The sequence below is a fragment of the Caballeronia sp. LZ001 genome, assembly GCF_031450875.1.
Lineage (GTDB): Bacteria > Pseudomonadota > Gammaproteobacteria > Burkholderiales > Burkholderiaceae > Caballeronia.
The window spans coordinates 186,955-209,759 of sequence record NZ_JARTVX010000006.1; the positions used below are offsets into that span (position 1 = coordinate 186,955).

Consider the following 22,805-nt stretch of genomic DNA (forward strand, 5'->3'; position numbering starts at 1 on the left):
TTCCGCACGGGCCGCTACTGGCACCCGTTGTGATTCCATGGACGAATGCGTCACGCCGACGTCATCGACATGCGGGAACCGGTGACCCGCATCCCCTACCAAACAAATCTTTGCCTGCCGATGAGGTAGGCTATACGGCGGACGGGCTCAACAGGCTAATCGGTCGAATGATGAAGTGCCTGGTTGAAACGATAGATACGTTGAGTCTTGATGAGCGTGTCCAACTAGGCCGCGTGAATGCACACGCATTCCGGCATACCTTCGGCACGCAGTTATACGCCGACGGCGGTGTATCAGGTGGCGAAGGCGGGCATTGCGCGCACGTTCCAGAACATCCGGCTCTTCGGCGGCATGACCGCGCTCGAAAACGTGATGGTCGGACGCCATGTGCGCACGAAGCACGTCTCATCGGCGCGGTGTTTCAGACGCCGTCCGAGCGGCGCGAAGAGCGCGAGATCAAGGAGCGCGCGCTCGAGCTGCTCGAATACGTGGGCGTGCTGCAATACGCCGATTACACGTCGCGCAATCTGTCGTACGGCCACCAGCGGCGTTTGGAAATCGCGCGCGCACTGGCGACCGATCCGAAGCTGCTCGCGCTCGACGAACCGGCCGCCGGCATGAACGCGACGGAGAAAGTGGAGCTTACGCGTCTGCTCGACAAGATCCGTAGCGACGGCAAGACGATTCTGTTGATCGAACACGACGTGAAACTCGTGATGGGATTGTGCAACCGCATGACGGTGCTCGATTACGGCAAGGTGATCGCCGAGGGTCTGCCGCAGGACGTGCAGAAGGACCCGAAGGTGATCGAGGCATATCTGGGTGCGGGGGTGCATTAATGGCGACGCCAAGCGCAATGTTGAAGGTCAAGGGTTTGCAGGTGAACTACGGCGGCATCCAGGCGGTGAAGGGTGTCGATCTGGAAGTCGGACAGGGCGAACTCGTCACGCTGATCGGCGCGAACGGCGCCGGCAAGACCACGACGATGAAGGCCATCACCGGTCTCAAGCCGTATTCGGGCGGCGACATCGAATACATGGGTCAGTCGATCCGTGGCGTGCCGACGCACGAGTTGCTCAAGCGCGGTCTTGCCATGGTGCCGGAAGGCCGCGGCATCTTCGCGCGCATGTCGATTCTGGAAAACATGCAGATGGGCGCCTATCTGCGCAACGACGCCGACCAGATTCAGAAGGACACCGACCGCATGTTCGGCTTCTTCCCGCGGCTGAAGGAGCGCGCATCGCAATATGCGGGCACGCTGTCGGGCGGCGAACAGCAGATGCTCGCCATGGCGCGCGCGTTGTTGTCGCGTCCGAAACTGCTTCTGCTCGATGAGCCGTCGATGGGTCTTTCACCCATCATGGTCGAGAAGATTTTCGAGGTGGTGCGGGAGATTTCGTCGGAAGGGCTGACGGTGTTGCTCGTCGAACAAAACGCGCGTTTGGCGTTGCAGGCGGCGAATCGCGGCTATGTGATGGACTCGGGCGTGGTCACCATGTCCGGCGACGCCAAGATCATGCTCGACGATCCGAAGGTGCGTGCGGCGTATCTGGGGGAGCAAGCGTTCACGTAGCGCCAGGATGAACGCTTTGCGATGCAGGGAGAAAAACGGAAAGGCAGACAGCACGCCGCTCGCTCCAGACGCTGTTATAGCTTCACACCGTCTGAGGCTTGTCATGACGCCCTCCAGCACGGACACCGGCGGCGCCGGATCATCAATCACCCGTGCCATTGGCATAGCGCCGATCATGGCTACCAGCGCCAGGATGGCGTATCCAGACGCCGTTTGCTGAGAGACGTCCTGAAGTTGTGAACGCCGTCCAATGAGCGCTCATAGTCGACGTTAGTGACCTCATTCCGGTCTCGACGCAGCAATGTCTGCCTGGGCTACCATGACGCTCTATACGCAGCGTGGTCCGTCTTCGCCTTGAAAAGAGCAGGCAACGACGCACACACCATATGTAGAGGTGCGCTATTTCTGCTACTAGTACAAATCCAATAATGCAGCTTAGTCTGGAACTTGGTCTTCGGTCGCCTGCGTTAACGATGCTGAGCGGTCCGGGTGATACCCCCGTCCAGTAAGCGAGCTCGGAAGTAGAATTTCCAGCAAAGGGAGTTCTACGCAAAGAAGAAGTAGAAGTTCACGGATAGCCAACATTGAGTGGCGGGAAAGCCGTTGGCGATACGTTGCGACCACGGCCAGCAGTACATGAGTGACGCGATCACGTACTGGGCCTCGCACCGCGATGTCGCATTAAACTATATCCAGCTGGTCAAGCCGCAGCAGAAACGCCTACGTGGAACGCTTCAACCGCACGGTTCGTTATGAATGGCGGTCGCAGTACCACGGGGATGATCTGGCGCACGTCCAGCAGTTCGCAAAAGAGATGGATGTGGCAATATATTCGCGAGCGCCCCCAACATGGCCCTTGACGGGGTGACACCAAACAGCGGCCGAGGTCCGCCGTATAGCCGCTACTTCAAGCAGCAGATTTGCTAGCCTTCAACGGCTCCTTGTGAGGGGCGAGCAGCAGCCTTGCGGGCGGGCGCGCGTTGAGCTAAAGATTCGGGTTGATCTCGCAGCGACCGAGAGGAGCATCGAAGAGTCACTAGCGGTCACCGTGCCACGAGCCTCAGCGCGGACATGCGCCGGCGTTTAAAGGCAGGAATGCGCGTTTCGAAGGACTGCATCGGGCGCGCGGTCGTGAAATCGTCGCGGCTCACTCGGAGCAATGCCCGTGCCATAATTCGGGGTCGCGGCGTGATCTGTCCTAGCCCGTCGAAAAACTGCTTTTACGCAGGGCAAAGAGAAGGGAAGGGCACGGAGAGCTTTCGCGCTTCTCATCGCGGGACTAGAAGTTGCGTTCAGGGGCCGTCGCTAATTTTTCTTTTCTTCTTATATGCCTTTGCAACAGAAACTTGAGATCGTTGAAACGGGCGTGCCAGAACTGGATGTCATTCTGCGCGGAGGGCTACCGGAGAACCGGCTGCATCTGATTGAGGGTGCACCCGGAACGGGCAAGACGACGATTGCAATCCGTTACTTGCTCAACGGTTTAGGAAAGAAGAAACGCTGCCTGTATGTAACGTTGTCCGAATCGGTCGAAGAGCTCATCACAGCAGCCAGCACTCACGGTTGGAATTTAGACGGGATCGAACTCTTTGAGCTTATCCCTGACGAAGCACATGCCGAGCGGCAGCAGACCGTGCTTTTCCCGGCCGAAGTCGAATTCGGGAAGACGATTAGCCGACTCATGGAGCGCATTGAGCAAGTGAATCCGGATCGGCTGGTGATCGATAGTATTGCAGAGGTGCGCATGCTTGCGCAGGATCCTTTGCAATTTCGACTGCAACTCTTGACGTTGAAGCGATTTCTTCAAGGGAGGAAGATCACGACACTTTTGCTCGATGATCTTGCCGAGGACGACCAAGGCGACCTGCACAACTTTGTCCATGGGGTCGTTTCGCTACGCTCATTTGAGCGCGACTACGGTGCAGCACGCCGTCGAATGCGGATCAGCAAAATGCGCGGCGTCGACATTATGAGCGGCTGGCACGACTATGCGCTTGCCACTGGGGAGGTACTTGTTTTCCCAAGTCTCATCGCGGAGGAGCACGAAAGCGACGTGCAAGGTCCGCCTCTCACAAGCGTGTTTATAAGTTTGAACGACATGCTCCCGCAAGGGCTGGATCGCGGGACGACCACCATGTTGATTGGCCCGTCGGGAGCCGCAAAATCCACAATCGCCTTGAGCTACGTGCTTTCGGCGGTAGCCGACGGTGAAGCGACAAGCCTCTTTTCCTTCGATGAGACGTACGAGACCTTCCTGCGGCGAAGCAAGTCGATTAACCTGGACCCCGAGAAGGCGATTCAGGAAGAGCGCTTTTTTTGGCACCGCATCAATCCTTCGCGCATCTCACCGGGTGAGTTCGTATGGCAGGTCAGACGTGATGTTGAAGACCGAAATGTGCGGGTCGTGGTGATCGACAGCGTCAACTCGTACCTCAACACAATGCCGGAAGAACAATCCCTCATCCTGCATCTTCACGAATTGCTCAGTTATCTGAATAAGCGAGGCATCGTCACGATTCTTGTGCTTGCACAACAAGGCGTCGTAGGCGACGTCGAGAACCCAATCGATCTGAGCTTTTTGAGCGACACGGTCATCCTCTGCCGTTTTTTCGAGGCGGCTGGACGGCTCCGGCGTGCAATCTCGATCATTAAGCGGCGCACCGGCGCTCACGACATGGCGATACACGAGTATCAGTTGTCCTCCGATGGGCTGGAAATTGGCCCGGCTCTGGAAGCGCTAAACGCAATTTTCACGGGCGCACCGACTTACACCGGCGCCGCCGAAGAGCTACTTGCTATTAAGTCCAATAATAATCATGGCAGATGAAGCGATCGGCAACAGTATTGCAGTCTGTGCTCCCTCGGGCGCCGACGCACTGACCATCGTGCAGGTGTTGGACGCTGTCGACTTGCGCGCGCGCGTCCTCGGAACGCTTGAGCAGTTCGGCGACTATCTGTTGAACGGAGGGAGCAGTACATGCGCTGGCTTGATGGTAGCGGAAGAAGCGTTAGTCGACGATACATCACTCGTTGAGGCACTCGAGCGTCAACCAATATGGTCGGACCTCCCCGTCACAATCTTAACCGTTGCAGGTCATCGAGCAAGTAGCCGTCGACGATGGGAACTTTTTCGCAGCCTGGGCAATGTCACCTTGCTTGCTCGACCCTTGCGCCGTGAAGACCTTCAAAGCGCTGCACGCGCGATGGCGCGCATTCGCGCCCGCCAGTACCAGACACGCACCCACTTGATTGAGCTGGAAGCGGCGTCGCGATTTTTGGAGCAAAGAGTTGCCGAGCGAACCAAAGAACTGCAAGCCGTAGAGGCGACTTTGCGCCAGTTGCAGAAGATGGAAGCGATCGGACAGCTTACCGGGGGCTTGGCGCACGACTTCAACAATCTTTTGCAAGTGATTGGCTCTAGTGTTGAGATGATCAAGCTCAAGGTGAAGCAGGGAAGAAGCACTGAGCTTGAGCGGTACGTGCAAAACATCGCGAGCGCCAAAGACCGCGCCGCCGCCCTGACGCATCGGCTACTGGCGTTTTCCCGTCGGCAGATCCTTGATCCAAAGCCCGTCGACGTCAATCGGCTCGTGCTCGACATGCTTGACTTGGTGCGAAGCACTGTAGGTCCGTCTGTCAATGTGGAGACGCGATTACATCCAGAGCCGGTGCACTGTTTATGCGACCCACCGCAACTTGAAAATGCGCTGCTCAATCTTTGCATCAACGCGCGGGATGCAATGCCAGCTGGTGGCCACCTCGTTATTGAGACAAGCCAGGTCGTCCTTGACGCCGACGAGGCGAAGCGATACGGGCTTGCGCCCGGGAGCTACATATCGAGTGCGGTCATCGATGACGGCGAGGGAATGGCAAGCGATGTTGCTGAGCGGGCTTTCGATCCGTTTTTTACGACCAAGCCGATGGATCAAGGCACCGGACTCGGTCTGTCGATGGTCTACGGTTTTGCTCGACAATCGCAGGGACATACCAGCATTGAGACTGTCGTCGGGAAGGGAACAACTGTTCGGATCTGGCTGCCAGAACTAGAGGCGCGGGTAAGTGCTGTCGAGCACCCCGTTACTCACGAGGGTGAAACCTTACTGGTAGTACGCAAGAGAATCTTGCTGGTCGACGATGAGGCCAATGTGCGAGCGTTAATCGCTGAGATTCTTCAGAACGTCGGTCATGATGTTGTCGAGGCAAGTGACGGCGTACGAGGACTTGAAATCTTACAATCAGATGCCGTGGTTGATTTGGTGATAAGCGACGTTGGCATGCCGCGGATGAACGGGCTGGAGATGATTGCAAAAGCGCGCGCTAAACGTCCCGAGCTTGACGTGATCTTCATTACGGGGTATTCGCAAACGCCTGTACTCTCCGAAGGAGAACCTGATGCGCGCTTGCAGGTAATGACTAAACCGTTCCTAATGGACGCCTTGCTTGAACGGATCGAGACAACCTTGACGAGATAGTGCGCGGGTGAGCATTAGGCAATTTAGGAGTTCCGACGCTGCCGAGCAGCCTTGTTAGGACCTCAAATAGTCGTTGTGCAGCGTTATCTCTTCGATGTCTTACAATGGATGCTGTGCTCGTAGCAGAACTTGCACGTCGCATGGAACAGGCTTTGTTCGAGGCTTTAACATCCTTCTGCTGTTGATCAACCATGCTGTCCGACCCAGCTCGCATCGCGGGTTCAACCGAAATCGGTTTGTTGACACGCTGGCCTTTGCGAATTTTGATGCGCTTACCTGCCTTACCGCGCATGTGTTGCGCGCGCCGCGCGCGTTCATCAACTTTGTCGATGAGGCACACAGAGGTTCTTCAATTAATCGTTACAACGACGTGACACCCAGCGTCACCAACCGCAAGTACTACAGAAATGTGTTGGGCAGTCGCGAAAAGCTCAATCCGAGCACAGATGGCGATAGCGATTGTTATTCAAGAAGTTTTTGTACGGTCGGCAAAGGCGTTAAACGTTTCAAACTAGATTTTTTATTTTGGGTCGCTAGTTCTTCTCATTTGTCGTGCGGTTTGCGGTCGACCAAAATGGTTTTCATCGAAGACGCCAACGGTCCTCGTCAACTCACGTCAAGGAGATTTACCATGAAGCTGCAAGACAAAGTCGCTCTCGTCACTGGCGGCACGTCAGGTATCGGTCTGGAGACTGCCAAGCTGTTCCGTGCGCAAGGCGCCAAGGTTGCTGTCATCGGCACAAATCCGGCCCGTCTCGAAGCCGCAGCTAAGGAACTGGGCGGCGACGCGCTGATTCTCTCCGCGGACCTCCGCAATGCCGCCGACATCGACCGCGCCATCCGCGATGTGGCCGCGACGTTCGGCCATATCGACGTCGTATTCGCCAACGCTGGGGCGGGTCTGGCTGCCCCGTTAGCAGCGGTTACTCCCGAGATGATTCAGGAGCAATTTGCTCTGAATTTTACCGGCTTGTTCCTTACCATTCAAAAGGCGGCGCCGCTCATCCCGAATGGAGGTAGCATCGTGGCCACGACATCGTTCCTGAACACAGTCGGCACGCCGGGCCTATCCGTTCTCTCGGCGACCAAGGCAGCCATTCGGTCGCTGGTGCGTTCTCTCGGCGCGGAGCTTGCGCCGCGCGGCATCCGCGTCAACGCCGTCAGCCCGGGGCCGATTGCAACGCCGTTCCACACCAAGCTCGGCCTTACCGAAGGGCAACTCTCCGACACCGCAGCCGTCATTCAGGCAGCAGTGCCGCTCAAGCGCTTCGGTGAAGCCGCCGAAATCGCGAAGGCGGTTCTGTTTCTGGCGAGCGATGACTCTTCGTTCACGACCGCCGCTGAATTCGTAGTTGATGGTGGCCTGTCGCAAATCTAGTGTGACGGTGGGGCCGCCGTGATGGCGTCCCCACATCGATGGAGGATTCACGATGCAAGAAGGACATCCTGATCTGGCCGCTTATCCCCGATTCGCTCTGCTGGAAGGCGCGACGCCTGTCCAGCGTCTCACCCGGCTCGAACAACGGCTGGGCAACGTCGGGATCTTCGTTAAACGCGACGATCTGATGGGGCTCGGAGGAGGCGGCAACAAGCTGAGAAAGCTGGAATTTCTGATTGGCGAGGCGCTTGCGCAAGGTGCGAATACCGTAATTACCGTCGGTGCGCGCCAGTCGAACCATGCACGACTCACGGCCGCTGCGGCAGCGCGGGCCGGTTTGCAATGCGAGCTGGTTCTTACTCGCTCGGTTCCCAGAACCGACGCGACCTACACCGACAATGGCAACGTGCTACTGGATGAGTTGCTGGGCGCTACTGTCCATGACCTGCCGGGTTCGGAAGACGCGTTGCTGTTTGCCACCCGGCGTGCCACGACCCTGACAGAGCTGGGGCGCCGTGTGTATGTCGCTCCGTTGGGGGGCTCGAGCCCTGTCGGTTGTCTCGGTTATGCCGCATGCGCCGTGGAGATCGAGACGCAGGCATCGGAAATGGGTGTGCATTTTGACGAAGTCGTCGTCCCGCACGGGAGCGGCGGCACGCATGCCGGCCTGGTTGCGGGGTTCGTCGCTCAGGGAAGAACAGCCGCGTTTGTTCGCTCGCATGCCGTGCTCGCCGACGAAGACAGGTCACGCATCGTCTCATTCGAAAAGTCGACTGCAACGCTGGACCTGCTTGGACACAAGGCGGAGTTTTCCGCCAGCGACCTGAACATCGACGATTCGCATCTTGGGGATGGATACGGCCTGCCAACCGACGCCATGCGCGAGGCATTGCGCACACTTGCCCGAACGGAGGGGCTGCTCCTGGACCCGGTCTATAGCGGGAAGGCGTTCGCCGGGCTTCTGCATGATGTACGAACTGGCCGCTACCGTTCCGGGCAAAATGTCCTGTTCTTGATGACCGGAGGTCTGCCAGGATTGTTCGCGTATCGAAACGCATTCTGAAGTGCGCGACCCGCGCTTGACGACACGATAGACTTTGGCTAAATGCGTTGCGAAGATCCGTTATGGACAGTGACCTATTCAGATGCGAGCACCTCATAACCTGAACGCACTCCGCGCCTTCGAAGCGGTCTCCCGTCATCTAAGTTACGCTGCGGCAGCTGAGGAGCTAAGCGTCACGCCCGCGGCAGTCGGGCACTTGATCCGCGGCCTTGAAGACACCCTCGAAGTAGAGTTGTTCCATCGGACCACATCGGGCGCAACGCGACTGTTTCTGACGGACGCTGCACGGTCCATACTGCCAGCACTGCAATCGGGATTTGACCTGCTGTCCGAGGCCGTTGAACAGCTCAAGGCGAGCAAGTCGCGCACGGCATTCAGCGTCACCGTTCCCGCCGCCTTTGCCGACAAGTGGTTGCTGCCTCGTGTCGACCGATTTCAGCAGCGGCATCCGTATTATGACTTGCGCATCGACACGAGTAACCGTCTCGTCGATTTCACTGCCGACCGGGTCGATGTCGGCATCCGCTACGGTGCGGGCAAATGGCCAAACCTCACATCGACATTTCTTTTGCGCGATGAGTTCTTCCCTGTGTGCAGCCCGGTTCTCTTGCGCGGCAAGCAACGTCTGGAAACGCCCGCCGATCTTAAGCACCATCTCCTGATCCATGATGTCTCAATGCAGTCGTCGGGCGTGTTCCCGACGTGGCGCTCATGGCTTCAGAAAGCTGGATGCAGAAATAGCGTCGACTGCAATCGGGGCATCCAGATCAACGATTCGGCGGCGGCATATCAGACGGCCATCTCAGGAAACGGAGTCGCACTTGGACGGACCACACTCGTTGAAAGGGACCTTGAGGAGGGGCGCCTCGTTCGACCGTTCGACGTAGTTCAAAGCTGTGAACTCGCGTATTACCTCGTGCACAAAAAAGCGAACGAGAACTCGGCGCCTGTCGTTGCCTTCAAGGAATGGCTAATAGAAGAAGCTGGCGCACGGGGATGACACTCGGAGTCTTCATCCCAGGCCTGCGTGCTACCTCAACACCGACAAGTTGAAAATCCTCGGCGCGATCGACGTAAACGCGAGCGCCACGCAGCTGCTGAAGCTTATTGCGGACCAGCGCCGCAACGTCGATAAACGAGAGAACAGGACGTTTGCTCAGTGGAACGAGCGGCACACGCCACGGCCTCTCGTTCGCGATTGCACGAGCCGAACCGCCCAAATCGGCTCTTGGTCGAGCGAAGATATGAAGCTCCTTCGCACCAGTCGAAGACCTTTCGTTGGCTGGAGCGGCTGCTCCGCGTCCCTCACGATGGAAGAAGCCTCATGCGCGGAGGCCTCTTCATCGTCTATGTGTCTCGGTCGCCTCCTCTGGTACGCACGCCGTAGCGAAGGCTCGAATATCAAGGAGAGGTGTCGTCTACGGATTCGGTCGGCAAGGCGATGCCAGGTTCAGTCGATTCAGCATAATCAGTGCTCCACAGCGAGCGACGTGCTTCAAGAATCTTGGAAATCCAGAACGGAATTTTTAGGTCCGGCGTTAGACCTTTGCCAGACAGGCATAAGCAGTCTCCGGTATTTCGGCAAGTCGGGAAGGATGCACCTGTTCGCTCAGGCCATAAAACTTCTGAAAATTCATGATCAACGGCGACCACTTGTCCGGATCTATCCGGTTGACGTGACCTTCCATCAACATATCCGGATGAACGTGCACGCGCTGGACACGCACTTCGAACAGGCGGATCGCGCCGCGTAGCTCGTCGCTGTCCTCGCCGATCCCATGCGTTGCCGCCACGACCGCCTCGAGTTGGATCGGGCATTCGAGCGCGCGGGCCGCTTCGACAGTTTCGGACGCCAATTTCGTCATCCCAGCACGGCCGAACTTATCCGGTTCATATACGTAGCCCATATCCCGCCTGAACTCAGACACCGGATACTTACCGGTCGTCCGCGCGATGCGGTCGACTGCGCCGACTTCGGTGGGAGACGGAAGATTTAGCACGCATTCGCCGCTGCGAAGCAGATTGCGCGTCGTCTGCGAGTCGGACGCAATGCCGAGCACGCCTCGCCAGCCAAGCCAGAAAGCCGACGATATTGGCGCGAGGTTGTCGCTCCCATCTTCGTTGACCGTGCTGACTAAAACAACGGGGGTGCCGGGATACAGAATATGAGGTTCGACGACGACGTGGGACGCATTCATAAATTAGCTCCGTAAGTTAATGTATGCATGATGCGATCGCATTGTGTCAGGCACACTCCGGTTTTTGCTCCGTAATTATGATCAACCTGGGAACAGTCCGATCCACGCCAGGAAGCTGTCAAACGATCTTCTTAGGCCAGGAACCGCTGCGTGCGGGGTCGAAAACTAGTCTTGCTATTAGCGTGGGCGGTGTAAGCGCGCAAAAACCAAGACTCAGCTCAAAGCGTTGACGCGGACCAATTGAACGCGGTCTTCATCTGTTCGATTTCCTCAGTCGGCGATCGGCCGAATTCTCGCTTAAATTCCCGGCTGAATTGCGATGGGCTTTCGTAGCCCACCGTCGCGGACGCGGCAGCTGCCGTCAACCCGGTGCGGATCATCAACAGGCGCGCCTGGTGCAGTCGTGTCGACTTTAGATATTGAATTGGAGTCGTATGAGTCACAGCCTTGAAATGGCGGTGAAACACCGGCACGCTCATGCCGCTATCGTAGCTCAAACTATCGACGTCGATACGCTTGGCGTAATCGCTGTGAATACGGCGCAGCGCCCGTGCGATCTTCGAGAAATGACCGGTCGTCGCGAGCGATGCACGCATTGCATCGCCTTGCTCGCCCGTCAGCACCAGGAAGAATATCTCTTTCAGCACGAGCGGCGCGACAATCCGCGCCTCCAGCTGTGAACCAAGCGCCTCCAGAAGACGAAGCAGGGTGTTCGACAGCCTGTCGGTTAGTGGAGTGGAGTAGATCCCTCGTGGCGCCACGAGTGTTTTTTGGCCGGGCATGTCCACGCTGAGCATCAGGTCGGCGGTGACGCTCGCGTCGAGGCGAAGGGTGACGGCGAGAAAGGGTTCCTCGGATGTTGCTTCAGTTTCGGTGGAGAATGGCAATGGCACTGAGAGGATAAGATAGTGACTTGTGTCGTAGAGAAACACCTCTTCTCCAAGGAACCCGCGCTTGCGGCCTTGGCAGACGAGAATGATGCTCGGCTCGTACAAAACGGGAGTGCGGCCTAGTGAGCGGTTTGCACGAACGAAGCTGACACCGTCCAGCATCGATGCCGTACACCCCTCGTTAGGCGCAAGCATCTCGATCAGCCTGACAATTCGCCTTTGCATCTCAGGCATCCTCCCTCCCAAGTATTGACTGCCAATCACCAATATATTCGATACGCGGCGTCCATGTGCTCGTTTGATACTTTTAGGCAAGGGTCCGAGAACCACAGCCATGGCTCGTCGGATATCCGGCATGTACATTCATATCCACGAATTTGAATTGATCTATAGATGGCTCGAAAATCGACTTTTGAGGAAACGAACATGCAAGATATCAATGAGGTTGGAGACAAAGTCGCGATCGTCACCGGTGCGGCTAGCGGCATTGGGCGCGCAATCACTGACCTGCTCGTGGCACGTGGCGCATATGTGATAGCGGAGGACATCGATCCCGCCGTCGAATCGCTGGCAGGACCGAATGTCGTACCACTCGTCGCCGACATCTGTAAGCACGCGGCGATCACATCTGGTTTTCGATTGCTTGGCGTAAGAGCATACGTTTCCACGATCAGGAAGCGGACACGTGCACACTATTTCCCAAGACATATCGGCGGGCCGCACACGGCGGACCTATAGCGCCTCGTTCAAGTCTGAGCTTATCAACCAATGTCGGCAGGTCGGCGTCTCATGTTCAGCCGTGGCGATCTCCCATGGCCTAAATCCCAATGTGCTGCGACGCTGGATTAAAGCGGCCGCCGACCCCAGCGACGCTACGCCGCCTGGGCCCAACTCGCTTGATATCGACGTCAAGGCGGCTTTCATCGCGCTGCCAATGACTGTGCCGACACCACAAGCGCCCGATGCGGCGCAAGTGAACGTGCGTATCGACATTCAGCGCAACGGCACAACGGTGTCAGTGCTGTGGCCGCAGCTTTGCTTGAGTGAGAGTGCGGCTTGGGTTCGGGAGGTGTTGCGATGATCCGCATCGACGCCATTTGGCTTGCGACCGAACCTCTTGATATGCGAGCCGGCGCCGATACCATCCTTGCACGCGTGGTGAAGGTTTTTGGGTCCGCACGGCCACACCACGCATATTTATTTGCCAATCAGCGCTCGACGCGCATGAAGGTCCTGGTCTACGACGGATTTGGTGTCTGGCTTGCTGCGCGACGCTTGAACAAGGGTCATTTCGTTTGGGCCAGTGATCATGGCGATGTCGCTGAGACATTAAATCTCGAGCAACTGCACGCACTTGTGATCGGGCTGCCCTGGCAGACGTTGGCGCACGATCACGTCATCGCGGTGGTATAGCAAAGACGTATACAGTTTCGATTCCCCCGGCTTGCAGGTGCTGGCAAACTTGAGGACATGGAATCCCCCACTGATCTCGACGCTCTGAACCCCGATCAACTGCGCGCGCTTGCGCGTCAATTGATGACCCAGGTCGACGAGAAGACGCGCGAATCGCACTACCGCCAAACGCGCATTGACCAACTCACGCATGAGCTCTCGGTCATCAAACGTCTGCAATTCGGCAGGCGTAGCGAGCAGCTCACCACCGAGCAATTGAGCCTGCTGGACGAGGCAATCGATGAGGATTTGGCCGCGTTGGAAGCTGAGCTCGATGAGCTGCGCTCGGATGTGCCGCAGGAGAAGCCCCGCAAGTGTGCCAAACGCTTGCCGTTGCCGCCCCAGTTACCCCGTACCGATATCCACCACGAGCCGACGGAGTTGAGTTGCTCCTGTGGCTGCCAGCGGGTGCGTATTGGCGAGGATATCAGCGAGAAGCTCGACTACACGCCGGGCGTGTTCACTGTTGAGCGCCATATCCGCGGGAAATGGGCCTGTAAAGCGTGCGAGACATTGGTCCAGGCGCCCGTGCCGCCACATGTGATCGACAAAGGAATTCCGACTAATGGATTGCTTGCACAGGTGTTAGTCGCCAAATACGGCGACCACCTTCCTCTGTACCGGCAGGAACGCATCTTCGCCCGCGCGGGTGTTGCAATTCCACAGTCGACGCTCGGCGGCTGGGTGGGCATATGCGGTGTGCGTTTGCAGCCCCTGGTCGAGGCGCTTCGCGAGGAATTACTGCGCCACACCGTCGTACATGCAGATGAAACGCCGGTGCAGATGTTGAGCCCCGGCAAAGGGAAGACACATTGCGCCTATCTATGGGCGTACACGTCGACCCAATTCGCAGACGTGCGCGCGGTCGTGTACGAGTTTGCAGACGGTAGATCTGGCGAACATGCTCGCGCCTTCCTGGGCGACTGGCGTGGCAAGCTGGTCGTCGACGATTACAGCGGCTATAAAGCCGGATTCAAGCTGGGCATCACGGAAATTGGCTGTATGGCACACGCACGGAGAAAATTCTTCGATCTGTACGAGAGCAAAAAAAGCCAGATCGCCGAACAAGCACTGAAATTCTTCGTGGCGCTCTACGACGTCGAGCGCGAAGCAGCTAACTTGAACCCTGAACAACGACGAGCGATTCGCGAGGAGCGAGGCCGCCCGATTGCACAAGCATTGCACGTCTGAATGCTCGCACAGCGCAAACTCGTCGTCGCGGGTTCGCCGATCGCCAAAGCACTGGACTACAATCTCAAGCGCTGGCAGGCGCTTACGCGCTATCTTGACGATCCTCAGGTGCCCATTGATAACAATCGAATCGAGAATCTGATTCGGCCCTGGGCAATCGGAAGGGCGAATTGGCTATTCGCGGGTTCTTTACGCGCTGGACAACGAGCTGCAGCTATCATGAGTCTCGTGCGTTCCGCCCAGCTTAATGGGCACGACCCGTACGCATACCTAAAGGATATTCTCACGCGGCTGCCGACGCAGAGGGCCGATAAGATCACTGAATTGCTTCCGCATAATTGGGTACCAGCCGCCTCCTGATTAAGCGCACCCGTGACTTTGCCGGGCGCTTACCGACATCTCCGCCGTTGGCAGCGCGGAAAAAGCGGTAGCGCTTGCCGTCGAACGGTTTTCGCGGCTAGACCTGCTCGTGAACAACGCGGGCATCATTATCAACAAGCTGGTGGTGGACATGTCGCGCGACGACTGGGAGCGCATCATGAATGTCAACGTGACAGGCGCCTTCCTGCACTCACGCGAAGCGATGAAAGCGATGATCCCTCAGCGTTCCGGCGCAATTGTCAATCTGGCTTCCTATGCCTCGTACTTTGCATTCCCCACGGTCGCTGCTTATACCGCATCGAAAGGGGCTCTTGCACAGTTGACGCGAACGCTTGCACTAGAGGCTATAGAGTACGGTATCCGGGTCAATGCCGTTGGCTCGGGCGACGTACTTACGAACATCCTCAACAACGTCGCGTCAGACGGCGACGGCGTCGCGGCACTAGCTAAGCACGGTGAAGGCGCGCCGATCGGTCGGGCGGCCAATCCGAAAGAGATCGCGGAAGTGGTGCTATTCTTAGCCTCCGAGCGCGCCAGCTTCATGGTTGGGTCAGTCGTGATGGCAGATGGCGGAATGAGCGTAAAAGTTGGCTCGTAGCGCTGCGATGAGTGAGAAGTATCATAAGGCGGGAGTGCGTAAATCGTGAATAGCGAGCCGGCAACGGCACGAAACACTGCGGTCCTCTACATTGAGCGGTGACGCGTGCGCCGCAAAGGGCATGGGATCGCTTTACGCTACACCACGAGTCACAAGGGAAAAGCGCAACGTGCGAATGACAGGCCTCCTCATATCGGGGAGCCTCGCTGATTGAGCTTAGGCGGCGGGAAACGGAAAAAAGTCGCGACAATTCCCTTTTGCAGGCGCAATAATGCCAAGTTGTTTCTCTTTAAAGACATTAGTGAACGCACCATGATCAGCTCATGTTTCAACTGATCGTCCATTTCCATCACCTGCGCATGTTCGAGCAGCTCGTTAAGGCGGCACAGGAACTCGCTATCAGTCACCAGCAGGTTATCCAACTCCGCACTCAAGCTCTGAGTAGCGATGATTATTTCGTTGCGGTTCATACGCCATCTCATGCTAAATTTTTTTAGAACAGAAAGAGCAGCATTCCGTAGGCCATCTGCGACATGGTTGTCCAAGGGTTGAGCGCTGCAGTAGTGGCTGGTGGATCCAGCCATTGGCACCTTGATGCAACCGACAAAGGCTTGAGCCCCGTTAGCTTTATAACACCTTAGCTGCGACTGCGGCTTTCATTTGCGCGGTGACTTACCGACCGCACTGGCGCCACACTGCCGCAACACCAGGCGAGGAATGGACGACGAATGGTCGAAGATGCGTTTGGCCTCGAAGCCATTTTCCAATGCATAGGCGAGGGTGGCGCCATACGAGATCGACGCGTGCATTCGATGCAAGCTTCAATGTGACAGAGTCTGACCGTCTTTGTGTGTGAGCGAGTCGCTATGCGCGTTGCAAGCGTAAAGCGAACTCAGCTGTCGAAGGCCACGATCGTTACCAGTCAGCTTCCGATCCGACCACTGTTGCACAAACAGGGCAGAGCTAGGACGAGATCTTGGCCTTTCTCAACAGCACAGCTTGTCTATTGACAAGGTTGAGACCAGGCGTGCGGCTTGCTGGTCGTAGTGATCATTGAGGAAGTATGGAATCCTGTTCGCGCGGTTCTGTTCGGATCCCAAAATTCTCCCCAAAGTCTCGTCCAATCCGCATTCTGGCCGTTGACGACGGTGGCAGGCCGGCGCGGAGGCAGTCGCATTTGCGCTTATACCGGATGGTCACGATGCTAAGCCTCTACGCATGGTGACGAAGCTTTGAGATTCCTTGCCGCCTGAGTGCCACACATATCCGTACTCGACGTCAACATGCCATCCGCCGTATTTCACGCCCGCGGCGCCTTCGCTCGGTATCAAAAGCACGTCTGAAGCGATGATCATTGCTCACACCTTGCTGGATGAGAGCACAGTCTTGCCAATAGGGCCACCTGCCGTTTTTGACGCACTTTGTCGAAAACGTAACGTTCCTGAACCATTGCGCGGTATGATTTCGCGCGTGGCGGCTCGCTGAAAAGCGCCTTGCCCGCCTTGGGTATCTGCCCAATTACAACCTTAGCCAGCGCTTTTTCTCATGGTGGCTCCGATAAGTGGTTCCGCGTGTTGTGCCCCATGGAGAAAAGCATGCTCATTCGTGCCAAGTCTGGACAAGGGTCCCACGGACCCGATTTTCCGGTAGTGGGAATCGGTGCATCGGCTGGCGGGGTGCAGGCGCTGCTGCAGCTGTTCGAGGTCGCTCCGAATACGACGGGCGTCGCGTTCGTGGTGGTGATGCACCTATCACCCGACCATACGAGCCATGCCCACGAAGTCATACAGAACGTTACGCGTCTGCGGGTTCGACAGGTCGCCAGTCCTGTACCGCTTGAGAAAGACACGGTTTATGTGATTCCGCCCGGTAAGCTGCTTTCGATGGTCGATGGCTATTTGCGCATCAGTGAGCCGGAGCTTCCCCGCTTACCGCCTACGTCGATCGACGTGTTCTTTCGAAGCCTGGCCGAAGCGCACGGTTCGCGCGCAATTGCCGTCATTCTTTCCGGAACCGGTTCAGATGGCTCTGTGGGCATTTCACGCGTACGTGAGCGCGGGGGTGTGACGCTTGCTCAGCTTCCAGAGGAGGCGCAATACGGAGATATGCCGCGCAGCGCCATCGCCACTGGCGCCATCGATCTTGTGTTGCCAGTGGCGCAGGTCATCACGACAGTGCTGGAGCTAGCGAGAAACGCAGCGCAGATCGTTCTGCCTACGCCGTCAGACGCTTTGCCTGAGAGCCCATCGCCGCAGCCCACCACAGCTGATGACGCAATAGATGAGGTGCTAAAAGTCCTGCGTGTGCGCACACGTCACAATTTCGCAGGTTACAAACGAGGCACGGTCGTTCGGCGCATCGAGCGCCGCATGCAAGTTGCGCGCACACCCACCGTCGCGGCCTACCGCGCTTATCTGGAGGCAAACACCGAGGAAACGCCGAAGCTGCTTGCTGACATGCTCATCGGTGTCACTCAGTTCTTTCGCGATCCCCAATCGTTTGCAGGTCTTGAGCAAAGCGTCTTACCCCAACTGTTGGTCAACCTAAAGGGCCGCGACGAGGTCCGCGCATGGGTGCCCGCTTGTTCAACGGGGGAGGAAGCGTATTCTTTGGCTATATTGCTTGACGAGGCGGTGCGTCGCTTGCCCCATCGGCCTCGCGTGAGCGTCTATGCCAGTGATATCGACGAGCGCGCCATTGGCGTCGCGCGCGCAGCGACTTATCCGCAGGCCATTGAAAATGATGTTTCGCCTGAACGCCTGAGCCAGTATTTCAACAAAGAAGGTAGCCGCTATCGTTTGTGCAAAGCGCTTCGCGACACGGTTATTTTCGCTGCCCATAACTTGCTGCGCGATCCGCCGTTCTCACGGCTCGATCTTGTTTCGTGCCGCAATGTGCTCATCTACCTGGATCGGCGCGCGCAGTCGCACGTGCTCGAGACCCTTCACTTTGCGCTCAAGCCCCATCATGGCTTTCTGTTTCTCGGCACCGCGGAGTCAGCGGAGTTCGCGGGGGAGCTATTTACCCCCGTTGATAAGCATCAGCGAATTTATCGTGCCCGGCCTGACGCCGTCGGCCGAGGACTGAGCACCTTAGGCGATGTGAGTGCACCATTTCATTTTGGGCCGGGTTCCCTACAATCATCGGGTGCGTCACGAGCCTTGGACGAGGGCACCCGTCCAAGCGAAGCGCGCGCGCATGGACTGTACGGACCGCCCCTTGTCGCGGCCTGTATCGACGGCACGATCGTACACCGTTCGATGAGTGCGAACCGGCTCACCGAAAAGCCGGACCACTCTAGAGCTGCGAACATTCTGGATGTCGTACGTGCGGATGCGCAAGCAAGGTTGAAGCTCGCAATCGAGCGCTGCTTCGCAACTTCGCAACGTCAAGAGGAAGTCTCGGTACCTTTCGCAACCGCCTCAGGAGAGCTCTTGGCTGACCTGTCGCTACGCCGTTACCGCGATTTGTCCCATCAAGAATTTCTTGTGTCGATCACATGCGACGTGCTCACAGCGCTTGCGGATGACGGCAGCGAACGGACACAAGCGACAGATCCCGAGCAAGGCGATACGATCGATTCGCTGCGCGAGGCGCTCGAGGGCAGCGAATCCTTACTGCACCATTCGGTGCAACTGGAACGCTCATCGGGTGAAGCGCTTCGCGCGTCAAACGAAGAATTGCAGGCGATGAACGAAGAGTTGCGCTCGGCCACCGAGGAACTGGAAGCAAGTCGGGAGGAGTTGCAATCGCTCAATGAGGAGCTGATGACCGTCAATGCGGAGCTGCTCCTCAAGGTCCAGGAGTCCTCCCGCGTTAGCGATGACCTGAAAAATCTTATCTCGTCAGTAGGCGTCGCCACCGTGTTTGTGGACCGAATGCTTCGTATCAAGCGCTACACTTCCCCGGCAGAAACACTTTTTAATATTCGTTCGGGCGATGAAGGGCGGCCCTTGCGAGATCTGACGCACAACCTTGAGTATCCCGAACTCGTCAACGACTTGCGCGGCGCATTCGAGTCCCTCAAACGCTCGGAGCGGGAGGTGTACGGGCATGACGGTCGTGTCTTTTTGGCGCGGGTGTTGCCCTATCTAACCGATGACAACCGCATCGATGGTGCCGTGCTCGCGCTCATCGATATCAGCGAGCAGAAGACAGCGCAGAATCAGGCCCGCGCCAGCGAGGAGAAGCTTCGGCTCGCAGCGCGAGAAACACACGACTTCGCCATTATTGTGCTGGACGACGACGGCATTATCGTGAGTTGGAACGTAGGGGCGGCTCGCATGTTTGGGTTTGCCCCGGACGAGATGCTCGGCCAGCCACTTGACTCCATATTTACGCCGGAAGACATCGCCGAAGGCGTGCCCTCGCAGGAACGACACACAGCGGCGACACGGGGGCGAGCTGAAGATGAGCGATGGCACGCATGCAAGGATGGGCGTCGCATTTTCTGCAGCGGCTTTTTAAGCCGCGTCCAGGCGCCGGGATTCTCCGGGTTCACCAAGATCGTTCACGATGCCACCAGCCGCAAGCTCGCAGAGAGTAGGAAAGAACGCGTGCTCGAGCGTGAACGCGCGGACAACACGGAAGTTCGCAAGCTCAGCCGCCTTAAGGACGAGTTTATTGCGGTTCTCTCTCACGAGTTGAAGAATCCGCTCAATCTGATTTTCATGAAGTCCGAGATCCTAATCCGAACGCCGGAGGCGAAGACAAGCGCGAGGATTCAGGACGTCGCGAGCACGATCCAGAAATCCGTCTTGGCTCAGGCGCAGATCATTGATGACCTGCTGGATTTTTCACGAATTCAAACGGGCAAACTTTCGCTGCGTTTTACGCCCGTCGATATCACCGGCATTATTCGCACCATTGCTGATGCCATGCGTGACGACTTCCACACGAGCAACGTGGGGCTGCAGCTAGATATCCCGTCAACGCCCGTGCTCATTCATGCGGACCCGGTTCGCCTCGAGCAAATCGTATGGAACCTGTTGAGCAACGCCTTAAAATTTACGCCAAGCGATGGGCAGGTTGCCGTAAGGCTTAATCTAGAAGCAGGGCGGATGCGGTTGGAGGTTGCCGACACAGGGTGCGGCATCGAACGCGACGCAATCGCATCCGTCTTCAACATCTTCGAACAAACGCCGAACAAGCCCTATCGCACGCGCCCCGGTGGACTTGGCATCGGCTTGTCCTTGGTCCAGCAGATCGCTCAACTACACGGCGGAACGGCTGAAGCATTTTCGGATGGCGCAGGCCGTGGCGCCCGGTTCATCGTGTCCTTACCGGCGGACGGCTCGCTCGCGAACCGACAAGCAGGAGACAAGTCAGCCGATCTTAGTGTCTTTGTCGACGCCCACATCCTGATTGTGGAAGATTCCAAGGAGTCGCTCGATGCAATGGCTGAACTCCTCACGCTGCACGGGGCTCGCGTCGAGACGGCGAGCAAGGCGGCAGATGCCCTTGCCATCGCGAACCAGGTCAGCTTGGACGCGGTCGTGACCGATGTGGGTCTTCCGGACATGGACGGTTATCGTCTGGCTGCCCAACTGCGCACACTTAAAGGCCTGTCAAACATCTTGATCGTCGCTGTTACGGGACGTCCGGTGAGCCAGGACGCGGATATTGCACGAGAGGCCGGCTGCGATGAGTTGTTATCCAAGCCGTTTAATCTAAAAGCACTTGCGGATGCGATTCGCGCCAAGCGGCGCTGATTTCACTATCATCGAGAGACCTCGCTACGCGGCTAAGACGGCAACGATTGGCGCGCGTGGCTGATCCTTACGATCGGTTGGGGCAGCAAAGCTAAGCTGGAACGCGCTCGCTGCAGCCAGTGCGTCCAGCAATGCCTATTTAATGGTTGGACGCGCTCCTTGAGATGCCGCCGCGATCAGAAGTTCAAGTGTCCCGAGTGCCTAACACCTTGTCGTTTGTAGCGGCCCTGCCGTTATCTTCAATGCAAGACACGGCAGTCCAGTTCCGGAATCCGTGCTTTGGCTCCACATGGGCTGATGCTCGTTGACGTCTTCTACGAGAACGTCATGCGAGCGAAGTGCGAGAACACCTTGTTCGAAACGCATGACGGGCCGCAGGCGCCCGGCGAAAACCTCGTCTTACAGTTTCTGCCCAGCAACGGTCAGTTGCTATCGTCGCATGTCTCTCGTCAAAGTGGACGGCGCCCAGTTAACCGGATCTACGCTCGTTTGCCGCCATCACAGACGAGCCGCCTGCCGAAGTAGAGGCCGTAGGCCACGATCGCTGCATCATCCCGAACAAGCGTGAAAATGTCGACGCCTGGTTGAATTCGCGGGCTTCCAACCTCGCCGCACTCGATGCAAATCTCGTGGATCGAGACCGGCCTTACTACGAGCATCGACTCGCCGCATAAATCGTGGACAGCGGCAGCCGCTTGCCGGACGCCACTCGGAACGCGTCTTGCTGAGCTGTTTGTGTTCTTTACTGAGGAGATGCAACGATGGCAGGCGACAACTCGTATAAGCCCGGTAGATCGTCAAGGTGTCCGGCATCTATTCCGTCGTGCATGACGATGGCAAAGATACGTTCGAAGTCACGTGTGTCGAGGGCGAGCATTTTCCGCCGACGAGAAGCGGCAAGGGCGCCCACTTCGAACTTAAATATGCGGCCACGCACTCTCACAAGCACGGCGAACTGAAGGGCACCGAGGCGCGTGGGTGACATCGCCAACAGGTCTGATTGTCTGATCCACCGGCATGAAGCATTACGTCTAACGCTTCATGCCGACCGCGCGGCGCATCGCGGCAGTGATGCCTTGCCGCGTGCGCCACTAGTCTTCCCATGGGTCCGCTGCAAGCGTGCGTTGCCGGTGGATGGCCTGCGCCACCGTCCATTGGTCGCCACTTTTTACATCCGTTAACTCATCCCACGATATCGGCATTGACACCGCCATGCCCGGGCGGGCGCGCACCGAAAACGCGGCCACCGTGCTGGCGCTTCGACCATTGCGCAGATAGTCGATGAAAATCTTGCCTACGCGTCTCGCAGTCGCGGCATGCGCTCGGTCCAATCGTGTCCGTTGCGAGTGATCAGCTTGACGTCGCCCAACTCGATGCGCGCGAGCATTCGATAGCCGTCGAACTTGATCTCGTAGGACCAGTCTCCCTTCGCAGGGTGTCGCTCCGCCAACGTGGCCAGTTGTGGCTCGATGAGCGCTGGCATTTCGCCTGGCGCAGTCTCGGGAGGGCGTACGCGCGTCGCGCGCGAACCATTCCACCGCCCCATGTCATTCGTCGTCCGCGTCCGGCGGGACGCTGTCGCCATCGCACTTTGCGTCATTCCCGATCATCGGCGGACGGAGTGGTTGGTACGTGTCGATGCCCGCCATCTGGAGGGCCGCGTCGATGCGCTGAAGCTCGACCTTAAAACTGACTCGCCACCGAGTTGGCGGTTCGTCATCGCCCAACAGCGTCATGCCGTCATGGATAACGAGCGCATAGCGCGCGACCAAAAGCGCATCGATAAGCTGCGCTTCCCGTTTGGCTTGTTCCGAGAACGCTGTCGCTTTCATGGCGGCACCTCCCGTCGGGAACCAGCAAGCAATGCGCCCGGACGGGGAACCAGGAAAGGCGAGCCG

Annotated in this window: 17 protein-coding genes and 6 pseudogenes; 15 read left to right on the plus strand and 8 right to left on the minus strand. The window is 57.6% G+C overall.

The window, feature by feature from the left end; translation table 11 throughout:
• Positions 1-270 precede the first annotated feature (270 nt).
• The 8 genes and pseudogenes from P9292_RS41530 to gcvA form a co-directional block, all read left to right on the plus strand.
• A pseudogene (locus P9292_RS41530) lies at positions 271-839 on the plus strand (ABC transporter ATP-binding protein); the annotation flags it as partial.
• Positions 839-1,573 carry an ABC transporter ATP-binding protein gene (locus P9292_RS41535; RefSeq protein ID WP_309965850.1) on the plus strand — a complete coding sequence of 245 codons (735 nt, stop codon included), beginning with the start codon at positions 839-841 and terminating at the stop codon, positions 1,571-1,573. The pseudogene P9292_RS41530 and the gene P9292_RS41535, both read left to right, overlap by 1 nt.
• A gap of 690 nt (positions 1,574-2,263) precedes the next feature.
• Positions 2,264-2,500, plus strand: a pseudogene (locus P9292_RS43450) (transposase); the annotation flags it as partial.
• Between the two features lie 439 nt (positions 2,501-2,939).
• Entirely contained in the window at positions 2,940-4,400 is a 1,461-nt protein-coding gene (locus tag P9292_RS41540; RefSeq protein ID WP_309965853.1) for an ATPase domain-containing protein, read from the plus strand.
• A complete protein-coding gene (locus tag P9292_RS41545; protein WP_309965856.1) occupies positions 4,390-6,045 on the plus strand; it encodes a response regulator in 1,656 nt (551 codons plus the stop codon). The genes P9292_RS41540 and P9292_RS41545 overlap by 11 nt, the downstream gene beginning before the upstream one ends.
• A gap of 181 nt (positions 6,046-6,226) precedes the next feature.
• Positions 6,227-7,423 carry an SDR family oxidoreductase gene (locus tag P9292_RS41550; protein ID WP_309965859.1) on the plus strand — a complete coding sequence of 399 codons (1,197 nt, stop codon included), beginning with the start codon at positions 6,227-6,229 and terminating at the stop codon, positions 7,421-7,423.
• 52 nt (positions 7,424-7,475) lie between these two features.
• A complete protein-coding gene (locus tag P9292_RS41555) occupies positions 7,476-8,486 on the plus strand; it encodes a D-cysteine desulfhydrase family protein (RefSeq protein WP_309965862.1) in 1,011 nt (336 codons plus the stop codon).
• Between the two features lie 82 nt (positions 8,487-8,568).
• Entirely contained in the window at positions 8,569-9,486 is a 918-nt protein-coding gene (gcvA, locus tag P9292_RS41560) for a transcriptional regulator GcvA (protein ID WP_309965865.1), read from the plus strand.
• 538 nt (positions 9,487-10,024) lie between these two features.
• On the opposite strand, the gene P9292_RS41565 is transcribed toward gcvA, so the two are convergent.
• Together P9292_RS41565 and P9292_RS41570 are read right to left on the minus strand one after the other, a co-directional pair.
• Positions 10,025-10,684, minus strand: a complete 660-nt coding sequence (locus P9292_RS41565) for a flavin reductase family protein (protein ID WP_309965867.1) — start codon at positions 10,682-10,684, stop codon at positions 10,025-10,027.
• A 218-nt stretch (positions 10,685-10,902) separates the two neighbouring features.
• The gene (locus P9292_RS41570; RefSeq protein WP_309965870.1) at positions 10,903-11,808 is read right to left on the minus strand and encodes an AraC family transcriptional regulator; all 906 of its coding nucleotides are present in this window, start codon (positions 11,806-11,808) and stop codon (positions 10,903-10,905) included.
• A 192-nt stretch (positions 11,809-12,000) separates the two neighbouring features.
• On the opposite strand from P9292_RS41570, the gene P9292_RS41575 reads away from it, so the two are divergent.
• The 5 genes and pseudogenes from P9292_RS41575 to P9292_RS41595 form a co-directional block, all read left to right on the plus strand.
• Positions 12,001-12,312: an SDR family NAD(P)-dependent oxidoreductase gene (locus tag P9292_RS41575; protein WP_309965873.1), complete on the plus strand. Its 312-nt coding sequence runs from the start codon at positions 12,001-12,003 to the stop codon at positions 12,310-12,312.
• A complete protein-coding gene (locus P9292_RS41580; protein WP_309965876.1) occupies positions 12,260-12,655 on the plus strand; it encodes a transposase in 396 nt (131 codons plus the stop codon). Before P9292_RS41575 ends, P9292_RS41580 begins: the two co-directional genes overlap by 53 nt.
• The gene (gene tnpB / locus P9292_RS41585) at positions 12,652-12,987 is read left to right on the plus strand and encodes an IS66 family insertion sequence element accessory protein TnpB (protein WP_309851376.1); all 336 of its coding nucleotides are present in this window, start codon (positions 12,652-12,654) and stop codon (positions 12,985-12,987) included. Before P9292_RS41580 ends, tnpB begins: the two co-directional genes overlap by 4 nt.
• A 57-nt stretch (positions 12,988-13,044) precedes the next feature.
• Positions 13,045-14,577: pseudogene (gene tnpC / locus P9292_RS41590) on the plus strand (IS66 family transposase).
• Positions 14,578-14,605: 28 nt separating this feature from the next.
• Positions 14,606-15,196: pseudogene (locus P9292_RS41595) on the plus strand (SDR family NAD(P)-dependent oxidoreductase); the annotation flags it as partial.
• Positions 15,197-15,384: 188 nt separating this feature from the next.
• Here P9292_RS41595 and P9292_RS41600 read toward each other — a convergent pair.
• The 3 genes from P9292_RS41600 to P9292_RS41610 all read right to left on the minus strand — a co-directional run bounded on the left by P9292_RS41600 (position 15,385) and on the right by P9292_RS41610 (position 16,551).
• Positions 15,385-15,666 (minus strand): hypothetical protein, encoded by a 282-nt coding sequence (locus P9292_RS41600; RefSeq protein ID WP_309965879.1) that lies wholly within the window; start codon positions 15,664-15,666, stop codon positions 15,385-15,387.
• Positions 15,667-15,852: 186 nt separating this feature from the next.
• Positions 15,853-16,005, minus strand: a complete 153-nt coding sequence (locus P9292_RS41605; protein WP_309965882.1) for a hypothetical protein — start codon at positions 16,003-16,005, stop codon at positions 15,853-15,855.
• 387 nt (positions 16,006-16,392) lie between these two features.
• On the minus strand, positions 16,393-16,551 hold the full coding sequence (locus P9292_RS41610) for a hypothetical protein (RefSeq protein WP_309965884.1): 159 nt from the start codon (positions 16,549-16,551) through the stop codon (positions 16,393-16,395).
• Positions 16,552-16,791: 240 nt separating this feature from the next.
• Between P9292_RS41610 and P9292_RS41615 the strand changes: the two genes are divergently transcribed.
• Both P9292_RS41615 and P9292_RS41625 read left to right on the plus strand, forming a co-directional pair.
• The gene (locus tag P9292_RS41615; RefSeq protein WP_309965886.1) at positions 16,792-20,907 is read left to right on the plus strand and encodes a chemotaxis protein CheB; all 4,116 of its coding nucleotides are present in this window, start codon (positions 16,792-16,794) and stop codon (positions 20,905-20,907) included.
• Positions 20,908-21,668: 761 nt separating this feature from the next.
• Positions 21,669-21,889, plus strand: a pseudogene (locus P9292_RS41625) (hypothetical protein).
• A 109-nt stretch (positions 21,890-21,998) separates the two neighbouring features.
• On the opposite strand, the gene P9292_RS43455 reads toward P9292_RS41625, so the two are convergent.
• From P9292_RS43455 to P9292_RS41640, 3 genes and pseudogenes are all read right to left on the minus strand, one after another.
• Entirely contained in the window at positions 21,999-22,328 is a 330-nt protein-coding gene (locus P9292_RS43455) for a hypothetical protein (RefSeq protein WP_409015637.1), read from the minus strand.
• Positions 22,274-22,507, minus strand: a pseudogene (locus P9292_RS41635) (hypothetical protein); the annotation flags it as partial. The gene P9292_RS43455 and the pseudogene P9292_RS41635, both read right to left, overlap by 55 nt.
• Positions 22,455-22,739, minus strand: coding sequence for a hypothetical protein (locus P9292_RS41640; protein WP_309965891.1), 285 nt, complete (start codon positions 22,737-22,739; stop codon positions 22,455-22,457). The pseudogene P9292_RS41635 and the gene P9292_RS41640, both read right to left, overlap by 53 nt.
• Between the last annotated feature and the right edge of the window lie 66 nt (positions 22,740-22,805).